This window comes from uncultured Winogradskyella sp., assembly GCF_947501905.1.
Lineage (GTDB): Bacteria > Bacteroidota > Bacteroidia > Flavobacteriales > Flavobacteriaceae > Winogradskyella.
In genome coordinates this window covers 473907-490135 of the sequence record NZ_CANMXL010000003.1, presented here as the reverse complement: position 1 = coordinate 490135, position 16229 = coordinate 473907, and the positions used below count along the sequence as shown (strand labels likewise).

Below are 16229 nucleotides of genomic sequence, written 5' to 3'. Positions count from 1 at the left end.
GCATTTGTGTAATCTAAATTTTATAAGGTATTGTTAAAAATTAATTCTTGTCAAGAAATATTTAACTAATTAAACGCTATTAATAAACTGCAATTTTAACTAAGATTATCCGCGTTTTTTCTACCTTTGACGCTCATTTACAAATGCATGTTTAAACTTTTAACAACTGGTTTTTGGGAAACTGTTGCACGATTAATTTTGCGCAATAAAATTGCTATTCTCATCACAGTAATTTTGTATACTATATTTTTTAGTATGCAATGGAAGCACATGCGCTTTACGTACACTGAAGCTAACTTATTGCCTGATGAACACGAGGTCAACCTTACTTACAATAATTTCCTTGATGTTTTTGGAGAAGAAGGCAATCTCATTGTTTTTGGCGTTAAAGACTCAACACTTTTTTCTGTTGAAAAACTTAATGCTTGGAATCGTCTTTCTGAAGATTTTAAAAGTTTTGAAGAGGTTGAAACTGTTGTTTCTATAAAAGATTTACAAAAATTAGTTAAAAACACAAAAGAAGAAAAGTTTGATTTAGAACCTTTTATTAAAGATTCTATTACTTCAATAAAGCAAATTGAAACATTACAAGATGAGCTTTTTAAAAAGTATCCTTTTTACGATAATTTTTTATTCAATAAAGAATCTAAAACCATTCGTACTGCGATATATCTTAAAAAAGATATTGTAAACACCTCAACAAGGAAGGACTTTGTAATCGAAACTCTTAAAAACAAAATAAGCGAATTCGAAGCAAACACAAATCTAGATGTACGTATTTCTGGAATGCCCTATATACGTACTTTAAACTCTCAAAACATTGTTGATGAAATAAGCCTTTTTATTGGAGCTGCATTAGCAGTAACCTCATTAATTTTCTTTCTATTTTTTAGGTCATTTAGGGCTACATTTATATCATTGATTGTTGTCTGTATTGGCGTTATGTGGACCTTTGGCATTCTTGGTCTATTAAATTATGAAATTACAGTGCTGACAGCACTTATTCCTCCATTGATTATTGTCATTGGCATCCCTAATTGTATTTTCTTAATTAATAAGTACCAACACGAAGTAAAATTACATGGTAATAAAGTAAAATCACTTCAACGCGTAATTACAAAAGTTGGTAACGCCACCTTAATGACAAATGTTACTACGGCATCTGGTTTTGCAACTTTTATTCTTACTGAAAGTCAACTTTTAAAAGAGTTTGGTATTGTAGCATCTTTGAGTATTCTAGCCATTTTTATCCTTTGCCTTTTAATTATACCTATTCTATATACATTTCTACCTTATCCTAAACCTCGTCACTTAGAGCATTTAAACAAACGCTGGATAAATGGTTTTGTCGATTGGATGGAACGGATGGTAAAGCATAAGAAAATTACTATATACGTTACAGCATTAATTTTATTAATTGCAAGTCTTTTGGGTATAAATAAGATTATTATATCCGGTAGTTTAATTGAAGATATGCCAAAAAACACAGAGTTTTTTAGTGATATCCGTTTCTTTGAATCTGAGTTTAATGGCATTATGCCATTAGAAATTATGGTAGACACCAAGCGTAAAAAAGGTGTCATGAAATTGACCACCATAAAAAGAATGAATCAACTTGAAGAGCTGATTGAAGAAATCCCTGAACTCTCAAAGCCAATTTCTGTAGTTAGCTTAGTAAAGTACGCAAAGCAGGCTTATACAAATGGTAACCCTAAATACTATCAGTTGCCAACAAGTCAAGAAAACTTATTTATTAGTTCTTATGTAAAAAAGTCTTCTTCAGATGTCGATTTACTTAAAAACTTTGTAGATAGCACAGGACAATACGCACGTATCACAACCTTTATGAAAGATATTGGAACTGATAAAATGGAACGTATTGAAGAAGACCTTCAGAATAAAATAAACAAAGTTTTTCCAAAAGAACGTTACCAAGTTACCATGACAGGAAAAGCATTAGTTTTTCAAAAAGGAACTAAGTATCTCGTAAGAAATCTTGTTATATCTCTTACATTAGCTATAATATTAATCTCCATTTTTATGGCTTATATGTTTAGGTCTATAAGAATGATTGTAGTGTCTCTAATACCAAACTTATTACCATTATTAGTCACTGCAGGACTAATGGGTTATTTGGGCGTTCCTATAAAACCATCGACTATTTTAGTATTTAGTATCGCTTTTGGTATTTCTGTAGATGACACAATACATTTCTTAGCAAAATACAGGCAAGAGCTACAAGCAAATCATTGGAAAATACGTAAATCCGTTTATGCTGCTTTAAGAGAAACCGGCGTGAGTATGTTCTATACCTCAATTGTGTTATTTTTCGGATTTTCGGTGTTTACAATTTCAAGTTTTGGAGGCACAGTAGCTTTAGGCGGATTAGTTTCTGCAACATTACTATTTGCCATGTTATCAAATTTATTATTATTGCCATCACTATTACTTTCATTAGAACGAAGCATTGCAAATAAAGAAGTATTAAAAGAACCTTCGATAAATATTATTCCTAAAGATGAAGATGATATCGAAGATGACATAGAATAGATTAAAAAAGAATATAAAATGACTAAAACTGTATCAGAATTATTAACTCAAGATGTTACATTACAACAAGTGAGTGTCAAAGGTTGGGTTAGAACGTTTAGAGCTAATCGATTTATTGCCCTTAACGATGGTTCTACAATAAATAATATTCAGTGTGTTGTTGATTTTGAAAATTTTGATGAAGAACTTTTAAAAAGAATAACTACAGGTGCTGCTTTACATATTAATGGAGAATTAGTAGAGAGTCAAGGTAAAGGTCAAAAGGTTGAAATCGTTGTATCAACGATTGAAGTTTTAGGAGATTCTGATGCAGAGACTTATCCTATTCAACCTAAAAAACACTCCTTCGAGTTTTTACGCGAAAATGCACATTTACGTACGCGCACAAATACATTTAGTGCTGTTATGCGTATAAAGTCTACACTATCTTTTGCAGTCCACAAGTATTTTACAGAAAATGGATTTTACAATATGCATACGCCTATGATTACAGGAAGTGATGCTGAGGGTGCTGGAGAAATGTTTAGAATAACCACCTTAGACGCAAAAAATCCTCCACTTAATGAAAATGGAGAAGTAGATTTTAAACAAGATTTCTTTGGAAAAGAAGCAAACCTAACTGTTTCAGGACAATTAGAAGCTGAAACTTATGCCATGTCTCTTGGTAAAGTTTATACATTTGGACCAACTTTTAGAGCAGAGAACTCTAATACATCACGTCATTTAGCAGAGTTCTGGATGATTGAACCAGAAGTTGCTTTTATGGATTTAGCTGGTAATATGGACTTAGCAGAAGACTTCATTAAATCTGTGATTAGTTATCTTTTAGAACAAAATCAAGAAGATTTAAAATTCTTAGATGAGCGATTATTTAATGAAGAAAAATCTAAACCTCAAGCAGAGCGAAGCGAGATGCGTTTGATAGAAAAACTAAAGTTTGTTACTGATAATAACTTTAAACGTGTAAGCTACACTGAAGCTATAGATATTCTTAGAAATTCAAAGCCAAATAAGAAAAAGAAATTTAAATATTTGATTAATGAATGGGGTGCAGATTTACAATCGGAGCACGAGCGATTCTTGGTAGAAAAACACTTTAAATGCCCAGTAATTTTATTTGATTATCCTGCGAATATTAAAGCCTTCTACATGCGCTTGAATGATGATGAAAAAACGGTAAGAGCTATGGATGTACTTTTTCCTGGTATAGGCGAAATTATTGGCGGTTCACAGCGTGAAGAACGTTTAGACATTTTAAAAGAAAAAATGGCTGCATTAGATATCCCAGAAGAAGAATTATGGTGGTATTTAGACTTACGCAAATACGGAACAGCAGTGCATTCTGGTTTTGGATTAGGTTTTGAGCGGTTAGTTATGTTTGCTACTGGAATGGGTAATATTAGAGACGTTATTCCTTATCCTAGGACACCTCAAAATGCAGAGTTTTAAAATTTTCAGAAAACAATCTAATAACGGTATAGTTTTAGATTGTTTTTTTATTTTTAACTAAATCGAAACCAACAAATGCTAAAACAGTATTTACAATTTAAGTTATCACAGAAGCTCTCACCGCAGCAAATACAACTCATGAAGTTGATTCAGCTGCCAACTCAAGCTTTTGAACAACGACTCAAGCAAGAACTGGAAGAAAATCCAGCTTTAGATACTGGAAAGGAAAGCGACGCAAAGGATAACGAATTTGATGAATTTGATAACTCTCAAGACGATTATAACGACAATGATACTATTGATGCTGGAGATATTAATGTAGATGAGTATTTGAGTGATGACGAAATTCCAGATTATAGAACTCACGCCAATAATTATAGTGCGGATGATGACGAAAAATCTATACCATACGCTTCAGGAACTTCTTTTACTCAACATCTAACAAATCAGCTTAATACATTTAGACTTAATGAGCAAGAATATGAGATTGCACAGTTTCTGGTAGGAAGTGTTGATGAGAGTGGTTACATCCGTAGATCTTTATCTGATATTACAGACGATTTAGCTTTTACTCAAAATGTTTACACTACAGAAGAAGATGTTGAAAAAGTATTAGCAATAGTGCATCAGCTAGATCCGGCTGGTGTTGGTGCTCGTAATCTACAAGAGTGTTTGAGTATTCAATTAAACAGAAAGGAGCAACATCCAGATGTAGAATTGGCGACAAAAATCATAGACAAAGCATTTGAGCAATTTACAAAGAAGCATTACAAAAAATTACTTCAAAAATTTAGTATAACAGAAGACGAGCTTAAAGCAGCTATTGAGGAAATTGAAGGTCTTAACCCTAAACCAGGTGGCTCGTATTCTGGAAGCAATAGAATGGTTGAGCATGTTGTTCCTGACTTTGCTATTAAAATAATAGATGGCAAATTAGAACTAACACTCAATGGTCGTAATGCACCAGAATTACATGTTTCGCGTACGTACAACAATATGCTAAAAGGTTATAAAGAGTCTAAAGAGAAATCAAAGTCTCAGAAAGATGCTGTTATGTTTATTAAGCAAAAACTTGATGCAGCAAAATGGTTTATTGAAGCTGTAAAACAGCGTCAGCAAACGCTTTTTGTCACGATGAGCTCTATAATGCATTACCAAAAAGAGTATTTTTTATCTGGAGATGAGCGCATGCTTAAACCAATGATTCTTAAAGATATTGCCGATGAGATAGAAATGGATGTTTCTACAGTATCTCGTGTTGCAAATAGTAAATATGTAGATACCCCTTACGGCACAAAACTCATTAAAGAATTCTTCTCTGAATCTATGACCAATGACCAAGGAGAAGAAGTGTCTACTCGTGAGATTAAAAAAATTCTAGAAACCGTTATCGAAGAAGAGGATAAAAAGAAACCTCTGACTGACGATAAGCTTGCAGGTATATTAAAAGAAAAAGGCTATCCAATAGCTAGACGTACTGTTGCAAAATATCGTGAGCAATTAGATATTCCTGTGGCGCGATTACGTAAAAAGATTTAGTTATTACAATTTTCGCAATAGCTCTTTCTTAGATAATCATCTTTTAGTAATTGAAAAGTTACACCATCTTTTTCTGGTGTATTAAATAGTTTGCAATACCTATCTTTATTTAAATTCACAGCATTAAGCATTATGGCGCGATATTCATCTGTCTTGGTTAATTCCTTATTTATTAATGTAAGATTGAGATAGTAGAATAATAAATCTTCATCTACATCAATTTGTCTTGCTTTATCAGATAACAATTTTGCTGCAGCTTCAACATTGGCATAGTATGATAAAAATTGAGCTAAGCTGAAATAATCAAAATCTGATAGCGGTATTTTCTCATATATCGATTTTATATAATTAACCGATTTGTCTTTGTTAGAGTAATCTCTTTTTCTATTAAAATTTTCACTTTGAATAATATGATAATTAATCATCATTCTATTAATCAAGGCTTTTGAAATTTTATATTTTTCAAGATTAAAAATTTCATCTTTAAACAGTGAAGGATTTACTTTCTCAATATTATAGCGCCATATTTTGAATTTTATCGCAGCAAGATTGTATCTAATTCTAGCATTTTTAGGGTCCAACTTTTTTAATTGTTCTAGTTCATTCCTAACAATAACTATCTGCCTTTCATCTAACCGATATTTAATAGCGCTGTTCTTATTTAATATATTGATGAATTTAAGCTGCATTGGCACTTCTAATTGCTTCAAAATATCAGGAGAAACCTCACTATTCTTCAATTTTTCAAATACAGAATTCTGAATAGTATTTGCCTCATCTAATTTGTCCTCTTTTATGGATTGATTAAATAAACTTACCAACTGCGTTACAGGCATTGTTTTGTACCTATCCTTTTTCTCAAGCTCTAAAGTGATTAATGCCTTACGGTGATTTTTCAAATACGGTTCCATCTCAGTAGAAAATGCACCCACTAACTTCTTCTTTATTTGCGCTTTACTTAATGCTTTTAGGTTTTCGTATTTGGTACCTTCAATATCATTCAAAAATTCAACCCAATTTTCTGAAGATGAAATCGTGTTTTTTATAGTAGGCTTCTGATAAGTCTGTATCGCTTTTGCAATACTATTTGCTCGTCCTTCTTGTAATTCTATGTTACGCTCTAAGCTTCCTTCAACTGAGGAATAAGCCTTTATATTTATGGTTTTAATATTAAAATCTGTTAGGTTTAACGAATCGTAAACAGGTTTTATATCTTCTGGAGAATAGATAGACTTATTTTTCTCAAAAGGAATTTTAAACTTTAGAGTTTTATATCTAATCTTAACATTTTCTTCGCCTTGACTCACCAATTTTTGATTTTTAAAGTTTACAGAATCTAAATACATACCCATATCTAGCAAACCCCATTGGTATGCTTTAAGATTGTATATAATTTGATATCGGCAAAGCGTTTTATTTCCAAGAAAAAGAATATTGTATTCTAGCTCTTTTCCTTTTAATTCAGCAGGTATTTTACCCACCAAAACTCTAAACATATCTTTTCCAATAGACTGCAACCCACTTTTTAGACGCTTTGCGTATACTGGTTTAAGTAGCTTACCATTTATTTGCTTATTCTCTATAGATGTTACTGAGCAGTTATAAATATCTTTTGCTACAACATCAAGCGCTAAACCGTCAGTTGGGCTTTTAAAAAGTAGATTAAACCACTTTCTGTCATTAGTCTGAAAGTATAAATTTCCATTTTCGTTCTGAATAGAAAATCTTACCTCCTTTGTTTTTTGACGAAACACATTAAAACAATTAGAACATGCTTTATTTCTTTCGGCTTCCGTTTGCGGAAATACTATTCTGAAATTCTCATCTTGAGAAAAAGAGACATTTACAGTTAAGACTAATGAGATTATGAAAATTAAATATTTCAGTTTCATTTTTTAATATTTTTCTGAATTTGAAAATTAATAAATTACTTTTGTTTGACAGCTATGGATTTTATCTTAAAAAGTATATCGTACATTTTTCACCCGTTGATAATGCCCCTATTGGGTGTTTTATTTTACTTTTCTAAAACGCCAAGGTTTATCCCAGAACCTGTTAGCCAAGCCAAGATTTTTTCTACAGTTCTGCTTACTATTATTCTGCCTGTATTGGTCTACTATTTATTAAAAACTTTAAATAAAATAGACAGTATTTACCTTAAATCTACTGACGAAAGAAAGTTACCATTATTAATCAATTCTGTAATTATCGCCTTGGTGATTACTCGTGTTTTTACTCAAACCGAAATTGAAGAATTGTACTATTTTTTTGTAGGTATATTATTATCGACTCTAATCTGTTTTTTTCTTGCAGTTTTTAAAATAAAAGCCAGTATACATATGTTAGCTGCTTCTGGTTTCTTTATGTTTGCCATAGCATTGAGTATTCATTTTCATATAAACATTAATGGTTCTATAGCGCTTATGATGATTTTACTAGGTGCAATAGCAACGTCACGTTTGCACTTAAAGGCGCATACATATCCTGAACTAATTATAGGTAGTCTAACAGGCTTTATTCCTCAGCTTTTGTTACTTAAACTTTGGCTATAGTATATAGAACATTATACCAACCTTAACAGCTCTAGAATCAATAGATTGACTGTTTAATTGAGCTGTATTATCAAAAATTGAGTTAAGCCCATAATAGATTTGAAAATTCCATGTGCCATATCCTGCACTTAAGGTAAGCCCATATTGTAGTTTATTAAAAGCACCAATATTAGATATATTGGTATTTAATAAATCACTTTTTAATTTAGAAGAATTGTATACTAAATAACTTAGTTTAAATCCAGGATATATGCGCCAAAATTTATACGTCTCAGCGTCCGAAGTTCTCCATCGAAATTCAAAAGGGACATCTATTAAATAGGTTGTAAATTTATTCTTAGTAATATTTCCAAGACTTCCATCATCAATAGAAAAATTAACGTTTTCTGATGTTTCTGTAATAATCAAGTTCTGGTTATATGAGTTAGAAGAAACCCCTAATCCTATACCAATTGACCAATTTCGCTTTTGATTGATTGGCATGTCTCTTATAAAACCAAAATGAAAACCTGTAGAAAAATCACTCTGCGATACACCATTAGGGTTATTTGATAATAGATTATAAGTAATAGAAGCATAAAACTGATCTTCACGGTATCTATCATCTATATCAACAGACAAACTGTCTTGCGCTCCAGAAAAATTGGTTAACAAACAAAACAATAACAAACAATAATATAATCTCATACTGTAAAGCTATTAAATTTCAATAATTATAGCATATAAAAAAAGCGTTATGATATTAACCATAACGCTTTTAAAAAATTAAGATTTTATTTATTCTTCTTTTTTCTTACCGGTAATGTACATAATCTTAAGCGCATTTGCTTCTCTAAGCTCTTGCTTAACATCTGAAACAATACCTGCATTTGTTTTTTCATCTACCTTTAAAGCTATCACAACTCTATCTTTTAATTCTTCAGGAAGTGTAGCTATATATTCGAAAACAGCAGGTTGAATGGCATCTAAATTAACAAATGAATCATTAATTTGAATACGCCCTTCAGTACCTAAATTACTGTATTGCGAACTTGGTTTTCCAGCATAAATAAACATTGTTCTGTCTTTTTTAAGCTTCTCTATCTGATCTGCAATAGGTAAAGTGTTTTCTACCATTGTAGAGTTATCTCTCATTACAGTTGCTACCATAAAAAAGAATAATAACATAAATACAATGTCTGGTAAAGATGCCGTCGATATCGCCGGTAATTCACCACCTTTTTTCTTCTTAAACTTAGACATACTAATTAACTTTTATCTGGTTCTGCTTCTGAGAGTTTCATAGGATACATATCCTTTATTCTCTTAATATCAGCATTCAGCTTTTCGTCTTTATTAAACTGATTCTTTTCTTTCTCCTCTAGCATGGATGCGAAAGATCTGTTAAAAATACGTTGTGCTTCTCTTTCTCGCAACTCGTTATAGGCAGCTACTAGTTCATTTTGAACTTCAATATATCTACCATAACTCGTTTCACGATCATGCTTTAGCGTAATAATTGCTTTATCTGGATGATCTGACGAAGCTGGGTCTTTTTTACCTCTACAGTATGTACATGACTCACCTTCTGCATTAACATCTCCACCGTTATCTAAGAAGTCTATTGCAGCCTGTCTTAAATCTTTGATATTCATTTCTTCTTCCTCAACCAAAAGACGGTCATCTCTATTTACCAAAATAGTAAACAAGTTTTTTTGTTTAATAATTGGCGGCTCTGTTTGTGAATCATCAATAGGCGGCAAACTTCTTAAAATACCTTTATCTTTCTCTATAGTTGTAGTAACCAAGAAAAATATCAATAGTAAGAAAGCAATGTCAGCCATTGAACCTGCGTTAACTTCTGGTGCTGCTCTTTTTGCCATAATCTACTATTTACTTAATATTTTTTTTACTCCAGAGAAAATCATTGAAACTGCAGCAATAGCTAATAGTATATAAAAAGCTACTAAACCTGCACCTACCATATGAGATTGACCATCTGATGCAATACCATCTTGTAATTTATAAGCTCTAGAGTCTCCTCCAGAAACTACATAAGCGATAACAAGTACAGCTACAAAAGCGCCAACTCCTATTAAAGTGTTTTTAAGCCCTGCTGTATTTGTAAATAAATTTTTAACTACAAAGAATACAACAAATGCTAATACTAATCCTAAAATCACATAGGCTACATAAGCCATAGGATCTACTAAACCTGCAGACTCACCGCTCTTGATTGCATCATCTCCTGCAGAAATAATTCTAACAAGAAAAACAATACCAAGAACCCCAAGTAAGGCGGCTACTATTTTTAATATTTTATGCATATCTACTTCTTATTTTTTGTGTCTTACTAATAAATCCATCAATGTGATAGAAGAATCTTCCATATCGTTTACAATACTATCAATCTTAGCGATAATGTAGTTGTAAAAAATCTGAAGTATAATAGCCACAATAAGACCAAATACAGTTGTTAAAAGTGCTACTTTAATACCACCTGCTACTAAAGAAGGTTGCATATCACCAGCTGCTTCAATTTTATCGAATGCTTGAATCATACCAATTACCGTACCCATGAAACCTAACATTGGTGCAAGTGCGATAAATAATGATATCCAAGAAACGTTTTTCTCTAATTGTCCCATTTGTACACCACCGTAAGCTACAACAGCTTTTTCAGCAGCATCAATATCTTCGTCTGCTCTGTCTAAACCTTGGTAGAATATAGATGCAACAGGACCTTTTGTATTTCTACAAACTTCCTTAGCAGCTTCGATACCACCAGATGCCAAAGCATCCTCAACATTTTGAGTTAATTTCTTTGAATTTGTAGTAGAAAGATTTAAAAAGATAATTCTTTCAATAGCGATTGCTAAACCAAGAATTAAACATAATAAAACGATTCCCATAAACCCAGGACCACCTTCAATAAATCTCTTTTTTAATTCTTGATGAAACCCTAAGTCTTCAGCGGCTGCTTCATTTGTTTCTTGGGCTACATTTGCAACAGTTGTTGTTGCGGCTGCTACTGTTGTTGTTGCATTTGCATTAACAGTTCCAATAACCATTAAACATGTAATGGCTAGGATAGAAAATAATCTTTTCATTGTCTTGAATCTTAATTTTTATTAGTTAAAGTGTTAAAGATAAAAAAAATATGTAACTATTTAAGTAAAACATCAGCAGAGAGGAAGGGATTCGAACCCTCGAAACGCTTTTGGCGTTTACACACTTTCCAGGCGTGCGCCTTCGACCACTCGGCCACCTCTCTGTAAGTCTTAAAAATTACAGAACGCCAAATAACAAAAAAATCTTTAAACACTAAAATTATGGGCGTTAATTTTAGGACATTTCGCCACGTAGTGAGGTTTCAAAGATGCTTTGAAACTCTAAAGAATTAATATCTTGTCCTATGAGATACATTAACTTTGTTATTGCAGCCTCTGTCGTTAAGTCTTTTCCAGAAATAATACCTATCTCTTTTAACTGCGAGCTCGTCTCGTACTGTCCCATGTTTACACTACCGCCTGCACATTGCGTCACATTAATAATATATATACCTCTTTTAACAGCTTCATTCAACAAATCAATAAACCAAGCTTCTGTAGTAGCATTACCCGATCCATAAGTTTCTAAAACTAATCCTTTAATAAGTTTACTTCTTAAAACAGCTTCTAATATTGGTTTTGATATGCCTGGAAATAATTTAAGTATCGCAACATTAGTATCTAGCTTTTTGTTAACCTTAAGCGAAAGTCCTTCATTAGGTTTTAAAAGATACTCTTTGTTGACATTAAGATTTACTCCAGATTCTGCCAAATTAGGATAATTCAGAGACTCGAAAGCTTCAAAATGCTCCGCATTAATTTTTGTTGTGCGATTACCTCTGTATAATTTGTATTCAAAATACAAACCTACTTCTCTTATAATAGGTATACCATTATTATTAAGTGTTGCTAATTGAATAGATGTAATTAGGTTTTCTTTTGCATCTGTTCGTAAATCTCCTATTGGGAGTTGAGATCCAGTAAATATAACTGGCTTTGCTAAGTTTTCGAGTATAAAACTCAAAGCTGATGCAGAATAACTCATCGTATCACTACCATGTAATACTACAAAGCCATCAAAGTTTTTATAGTTGTCTTTAATTATGTCTGCTATTACACACCAATATTCTGGATTAATATTAGAGGAGTCTATAGGTTCTTCAAAAGAAATAGTTTCTATATTACAATCGAGCAATCGTAGTTCTGGTATTCTTTGTATAAGATTATTAAAATCAAAAGCCTTTAATGCGCCAGTATTGACATCTTTTACCATACCAATAGTTCCGCCAGTATATATTAAAAGTATGTTTTGTTTTTTCATCTTATATCCCAAAAATTGCCTTAGAGTTTTCTGTTGTAATATTAGCTATCTCTTCTGTAGATAAACCATACAATTCTGAAAGCTTGTCTAATACTTTAATAACATATTGACTTTCGTTACGTTTTCCTCTGTAGGGTTTAGGTGCAAGATATGGCGAATCTGTTTCAAGAACAATATGCTTTAAGTCTATTTGATTAATAAATTGATCTATTTTTCCGTTTTTAAACGTCACCACACCACCTATTCCTAACTTCATATTATAAGAAATGGCTTGTTTGGCCTGATCTATATTTCCGGTAAAACAATGAAATATCCCAAACAAATCATCACTTTTTTCTTGTTCTAAAACTTCAAAAATTTCATCAAAGGCTTCCCGACAATGTATTACAATAGGCAGCTTATATTGTTTCGCTAAGTTAATTTGATATCTAAATGCTTCAATCTGTATTGGCAAAGTACTTTTATCCCAGTATAAGTCAATTCCTATTTCGCCAACAGCATAGAAATTTCTTGTTTTAAATTGCTCTTCTACATGTTTAAGCTCTTCTTTATAATTTTCTTTTACAGATGTAGGATGCAGACCCATCATTAAAAACACCTCATTAGGAAACTCAGCTTCTAGCTTATACATCGCTTCGGTGTAACTAGAATCAATGGCTGGAATAAAAAAGCGTTTTACATTTGAGTTGATAGCGCGTTGTATCATCTGATGTCTATCTTCGTTAAAGGCTTCGCTATATAAATGTGTATGCGTATCTGTAATTATCATAGCGCAAAAATACACATCTTTTTAGTCTAGTTTATCAATTAATTTTTGAGCTTTTTCGTAATGAATTGTATCTTCAGATAGACTTTTAAGAAGCTCAATACAAGCCTTGTTATCTTTTTGCTTTAGTTTGCTTAAAGCAGCATACCAAAGTGCTTCACTTTTATAGGCTGATTTACCTGAAGCAATTTGCTTTAAAATAGCTTCAGCTTCTTCAAACTTATCTTGTTCAATTTGACTAATAGCTTTGTACAGCTTTACTTCCTCATTATCTGAATATGTTTTTAAAATTTCAGAGAAATGGACCTCGGCATCTTTGTAGTTTTTTTCATTAAATGCATTCTGAGCTTTAATAACAACATCTTCAACATTTCCTCTTACAGATAGACTAATAACACCATGCTCTGAATAATCTTCATAGCCAGGCGCTGAAAATCTATTAAAGATAAATAGACCTAAAAGCACAACAACTGTTGCTGCAATAGCTAGTTGGCTAATCTTAAATGTTCTTGATTTCTTTAAAGGTTGAACTTGATGTTCTTGCTTTTCAAAATAGTTATTAGATATGGTTTTTAGATTAGCTTCAAACTCTTTTGCAGCCTTCTCTTCATCATAACTATACTCTAAAAATTCTGTTAGTTCTTTATAGGTTTCAAAGTCTTTTTTAAATTCAGAATCTGAGCTTAACTTTTCTTCAAAAGCTAAAACCTCTTCATCCGATAAGGATTTAGAAATGTAATTCTCAAACGCTATGTAATTTTCTTCCTTCATTACAATTTAAGCTGGTTAAATTTGGGTGATTTGCGCACCATTTCGGTTAATTTCCCAATGCATAAAGATTTCTTTTTTCTGGCATAGGCATAAGTTACACCTAGACTTTCCGCAACCTCTTCCATAGATTTTATTTTAAAAGTTGCTTTAAGTAAATCTTTACAAGCATCGCCCAACTTCTTAAACATCTCAGCAAACAAAGCTTGTTTTTCACCAAAAAGTTCTGTTTCAAAGGCTAATTCTTGTACATCGTCACCTATAGATACAGTAGCTTCATTAATTGTTACCTCTTTATTGTAATTTTTTTTGAGATAGTTTAACCATTTACGTTTACAAAGCAGGAAGAAGTAGGCATCAAACGGGCAAGTGAGTTGTAAGTTTTTTTGACTGGCTTGATTATATATAGTAATCATAGACTCTTGAATAATATCTTGAGCTTCATCTGCACTTCCACTATTCTGTTTAATATAATTAACCACTTTGGGCACATACTTATCATATATAGATTGTATCACAAAAGAGTTGTTTTGCAACAATCCAGTGATATATTTCTGGTCTTCATGAATTTTTTTTTCGCCCAACAGCCCTTGTATTTTCTACTAATTTAAAAAAACTTTAAAGAAACAGGGTAACATTTTTACAAGTAGTCTGATATAAGGTTGTAACAAGAAAATTAATTCATAAAAATACAAATCATGAAAAATTCAATTTTAATTATCAGTACTGTAGTATTATCGTTCTTAAACTTAAATGCTACAACATTAAAAACAACTGCTAATCCTGCAATTGTTGAAACAGAAATTACAGAAAACAATATTACTACAATATATGAGTGGTCTGTAAAAACCTTAACCGGTAAAAGCTCAGGAACTGCATCAAGTCTTGAAGGAGCCAAAGAAATGATAGCGCTTTTTAGCCGTAATGAAGCAATCCTTGAGAAAAAGATAACTAGTTATTATGTATTAAAAAGTGAAGCTAAAAATACTAATAGCAGAACTTATTACTGGGAAGTAGACTCTACAAATGGTAATGCAAAAGGTTATTCTTCTTCTGAGAGTGATGCTAGAGAGATGATTGCTCTTGTAGCAAAAGGCGAAATAATTACCTATAAAATAATTACAAGCGAAAAATAAAATCAAAAACAGGGTAACAATTATGTTACCCTGTTTATATAAAAATGTAAAACACAATAAACATTAGAAATTATGAAAACTTTAAAATCAATTTTCGGAATCTTATTAATGACCTCAATTTTATTCACAAGTTGTGAAACTTCAGATGATAGTGATGTCCTTTTTGCCCCAACAGCACAGCAATTTCAAACTTTAAAAGAAAATGCTCGTGAAGCTTTAAAACAAGATTTTCAACTTACAGTTGAAGACGGAATAACTACCCTAACAACAGCTAGTGGTGTTAGTGTTAGTATTAACGGTGCCTGTTTAACACTTAACGGAAACGCAGTAACTGGAGCAGTAGATGTAGAGCTAACTGAAATTTTTGACAAAGCAAACATGTTAAAAACAAACAGAAACACAATGGGTACATTACCAAATGGAGATAAAGCAATGCTTTTAACTGGTGGAGAATTTTTAATAGAAGCTTTCCAAAACGGAATTGCTTTAGAAACAAACTGCCCAATAGAGTTACAGATACCATCTAATCTTACTGGTGGCGATGATCCAGCAATGGAACTTTGGACTGGTAGAATTGACGAAAATGACAACTTAACTTGGGACGAAATGGAAGGTGGACCTCAAGGAATGGGTGGTGAAGTTTTTGCAGAAGGCGGACAATATTATGCGTTTTTTAATGACTTTGGATGGAGTAATGTAGATCGTTTTTATAATGACCCAAGACCAAAAACAACTATCCTAGTTGCACCTCCAGCTGGTTATGATAATACAAACAGTTCTGTATTTATCTCATACGATGGTGAAGATACAGGGTTAGCAAACCTAGATACTTATGATACTGGATCAGGATTATTCAGTGAGCATTATGGACAGATACCTGTTGGTTTAGAGTGCCACATCATTTTTGCATCACCAAATGAAACCGGGGGGTGGTTATATCATATTCAAGCGGTGACAATAGCAGCTAATGATCAGATTACTTTTAACGCTGGTAATTTAGTTTCTGCAACAGATGCTGAATTAACAACTGCCATAAATGCCCTACCTTAATTCTTGACCTGTTAAAGCGATGACTTTTTTAGTCATCGCTTTTTTTTATCTTTAAGAGCAATCAACTCA

Annotated in this window: 16 protein-coding genes and 1 tRNA gene; 6 read left to right on the top strand and 11 right to left on the bottom strand. The window is 32.2% G+C overall.

What is annotated here, in order from left to right; all coding sequences use genetic code 11:
- Positions 1-147: 147 nt before the first annotated feature.
- The 3 genes from Q0770_RS09090 (at position 148) to rpoN (ending at position 5538) form a co-directional block, all read left to right on the top strand.
- The gene (locus Q0770_RS09090) at positions 148-2550 is read left to right on the top strand and encodes an RND family transporter (RefSeq protein ID WP_299116176.1); all 2403 of its coding nucleotides are present in this window, start codon (positions 148-150) and stop codon (positions 2548-2550) included.
- Positions 2551-2568: 18 nt separating this feature from the next.
- A complete protein-coding gene (gene asnS, locus Q0770_RS09085; RefSeq protein WP_299116174.1) occupies positions 2569-3999 on the top strand; it encodes an asparagine--tRNA ligase in 1431 nt (476 codons plus the stop codon).
- Positions 4000-4074: 75 nt separating this feature from the next.
- Positions 4075-5538, top strand: coding sequence for an RNA polymerase factor sigma-54 (rpoN, locus tag Q0770_RS09080; RefSeq protein ID WP_299116172.1), 1464 nt, complete (start codon positions 4075-4077; stop codon positions 5536-5538).
- Here the strand turns inward: rpoN and Q0770_RS09075 are convergent.
- Positions 5535-7430: a hypothetical protein gene (locus tag Q0770_RS09075; RefSeq protein WP_299116170.1), complete on the bottom strand. Its 1896-nt coding sequence runs from the start codon at positions 7428-7430 to the stop codon at positions 5535-5537. The genes rpoN and Q0770_RS09075 overlap by 4 nt on opposite strands.
- Positions 7431-7532: 102 nt before the next feature.
- On the opposite strand from Q0770_RS09075, the gene Q0770_RS09070 reads away from it, so the two are divergent.
- Positions 7533-8090 carry a hypothetical protein gene (locus Q0770_RS09070; protein ID WP_299116469.1) on the top strand — a complete coding sequence of 186 codons (558 nt, stop codon included), beginning with the start codon at positions 7533-7535 and terminating at the stop codon, positions 8088-8090.
- Here Q0770_RS09070 and Q0770_RS09065 read toward each other — a convergent pair.
- The 10 genes from Q0770_RS09065 to Q0770_RS09020 all read right to left on the bottom strand — a co-directional run bounded on the left by Q0770_RS09065 (position 8085) and on the right by Q0770_RS09020 (position 14558).
- Positions 8085-8777: a porin family protein gene (locus Q0770_RS09065; protein ID WP_299116169.1), complete on the bottom strand. Its 693-nt coding sequence runs from the start codon at positions 8775-8777 to the stop codon at positions 8085-8087. The genes Q0770_RS09070 and Q0770_RS09065 overlap by 6 nt on opposite strands.
- Positions 8778-8867: 90 nt before the next feature.
- Positions 8868-9332 carry a biopolymer transporter ExbD gene (locus tag Q0770_RS09060; protein WP_299116167.1) on the bottom strand — a complete coding sequence of 155 codons (465 nt, stop codon included), beginning with the start codon at positions 9330-9332 and terminating at the stop codon, positions 8868-8870.
- A 5-nt stretch (positions 9333-9337) separates the two neighbouring features.
- A complete protein-coding gene (locus Q0770_RS09055) occupies positions 9338-9952 on the bottom strand; it encodes a biopolymer transporter ExbD (RefSeq protein ID WP_299116165.1) in 615 nt (204 codons plus the stop codon).
- 6 nt (positions 9953-9958) lie between these two features.
- Entirely contained in the window at positions 9959-10396 is a 438-nt protein-coding gene (locus Q0770_RS09050) for a hypothetical protein (RefSeq protein WP_299116163.1), read from the bottom strand.
- A gap of 9 nt (positions 10397-10405) precedes the next feature.
- Positions 10406-11179 carry a MotA/TolQ/ExbB proton channel family protein gene (locus Q0770_RS09045; RefSeq protein ID WP_188372922.1) on the bottom strand — a complete coding sequence of 258 codons (774 nt, stop codon included), beginning with the start codon at positions 11177-11179 and terminating at the stop codon, positions 10406-10408.
- Between the two features lie 76 nt (positions 11180-11255).
- Positions 11256-11343: transfer RNA gene (locus tag Q0770_RS09040), tRNA-Ser, on the bottom strand.
- A gap of 71 nt (positions 11344-11414) precedes the next feature.
- Positions 11415-12440 (bottom strand): asparaginase, encoded by a 1026-nt coding sequence (locus tag Q0770_RS09035; RefSeq protein ID WP_299116160.1) that lies wholly within the window; start codon positions 12438-12440, stop codon positions 11415-11417.
- A 1-nt stretch (position 12441) separates the two neighbouring features.
- On the bottom strand, positions 12442-13209 hold the full coding sequence (locus Q0770_RS09030; RefSeq protein ID WP_299116159.1) for a TatD family hydrolase: 768 nt from the start codon (positions 13207-13209) through the stop codon (positions 12442-12444).
- 21 nt (positions 13210-13230) lie between these two features.
- Positions 13231-13977, bottom strand: a complete 747-nt coding sequence (locus Q0770_RS09025; protein WP_299116157.1) for a tol-pal system YbgF family protein — start codon at positions 13975-13977, stop codon at positions 13231-13233.
- Positions 13977-14558 (bottom strand): RNA polymerase sigma factor, encoded by a 582-nt coding sequence (locus Q0770_RS09020; protein WP_299116155.1) that lies wholly within the window; start codon positions 14556-14558, stop codon positions 13977-13979. The genes Q0770_RS09025 and Q0770_RS09020 overlap by 1 nt, the downstream gene beginning before the upstream one ends.
- Positions 14559-14672: 114 nt before the next feature.
- On the opposite strand from Q0770_RS09020, the gene Q0770_RS09015 reads away from it, so the two are divergent.
- On the top strand, positions 14673-15110 hold the full coding sequence (locus Q0770_RS09015; protein WP_299116153.1) for a hypothetical protein: 438 nt from the start codon (positions 14673-14675) through the stop codon (positions 15108-15110).
- A 72-nt stretch (positions 15111-15182) separates the two neighbouring features.
- A complete protein-coding gene (locus tag Q0770_RS09010) occupies positions 15183-16160 on the top strand; it encodes a hypothetical protein (RefSeq protein WP_299116151.1) in 978 nt (325 codons plus the stop codon).
- Positions 16161-16229 lie beyond the last annotated feature (69 nt).

Bases quoted from the DNA above. Each gene is read 5' to 3' on its own strand.
- Q0770_RS09090 (WP_299116176.1), top strand. From the start codon at position 148: ATGTTTAAACTTTTAACAACTGGTTTTTGGGAAACTGTTGCACGATTA.
- asnS (WP_299116174.1), top strand. From the start codon at position 2,569: ATGACTAAAACTGTATCAGAATTATTAACTCAAGATGTTACATTACAA.
- rpoN (WP_299116172.1), top strand. From the start codon at position 4,075: ATGCTAAAACAGTATTTACAATTTAAGTTATCACAGAAGCTCTCACCG.
- Q0770_RS09075 (WP_299116170.1), bottom strand. From the start codon at position 7,430: ATGAAACTGAAATATTTAATTTTCATAATCTCATTAGTCTTAACTGTA.
- Q0770_RS09070 (WP_299116469.1), top strand. From the start codon at position 7,533: ATGCCCCTATTGGGTGTTTTATTTTACTTTTCTAAAACGCCAAGGTTT.
- Q0770_RS09065 (WP_299116169.1), bottom strand. From the start codon at position 8,777: ATGAGATTATATTATTGTTTGTTATTGTTTTGTTTGTTAACCAATTTT.
- Q0770_RS09060 (WP_299116167.1), bottom strand. From the start codon at position 9,332: ATGTCTAAGTTTAAGAAGAAAAAAGGTGGTGAATTACCGGCGATATCG.
- Q0770_RS09055 (WP_299116165.1), bottom strand. From the start codon at position 9,952: ATGGCAAAAAGAGCAGCACCAGAAGTTAACGCAGGTTCAATGGCTGAC.
- Q0770_RS09050 (WP_299116163.1), bottom strand. From the start codon at position 10,396: ATGCATAAAATATTAAAAATAGTAGCCGCCTTACTTGGGGTTCTTGGT.
- Q0770_RS09045 (WP_188372922.1), bottom strand. From the start codon at position 11,179: ATGAAAAGATTATTTTCTATCCTAGCCATTACATGTTTAATGGTTATT.
- Q0770_RS09035 (WP_299116160.1), bottom strand. From the start codon at position 12,440: ATGAAAAAACAAAACATACTTTTAATATATACTGGCGGAACTATTGGT.
- Q0770_RS09030 (WP_299116159.1), bottom strand. From the start codon at position 13,209: ATGATAATTACAGATACGCATACACATTTATATAGCGAAGCCTTTAAC.
- Q0770_RS09025 (WP_299116157.1), bottom strand. From the start codon at position 13,977: ATGAAGGAAGAAAATTACATAGCGTTTGAGAATTACATTTCTAAATCC.
- Q0770_RS09015 (WP_299116153.1), top strand. From the start codon at position 14,673: ATGAAAAATTCAATTTTAATTATCAGTACTGTAGTATTATCGTTCTTA.
- Q0770_RS09010 (WP_299116151.1), top strand. From the start codon at position 15,183: ATGAAAACTTTAAAATCAATTTTCGGAATCTTATTAATGACCTCAATT.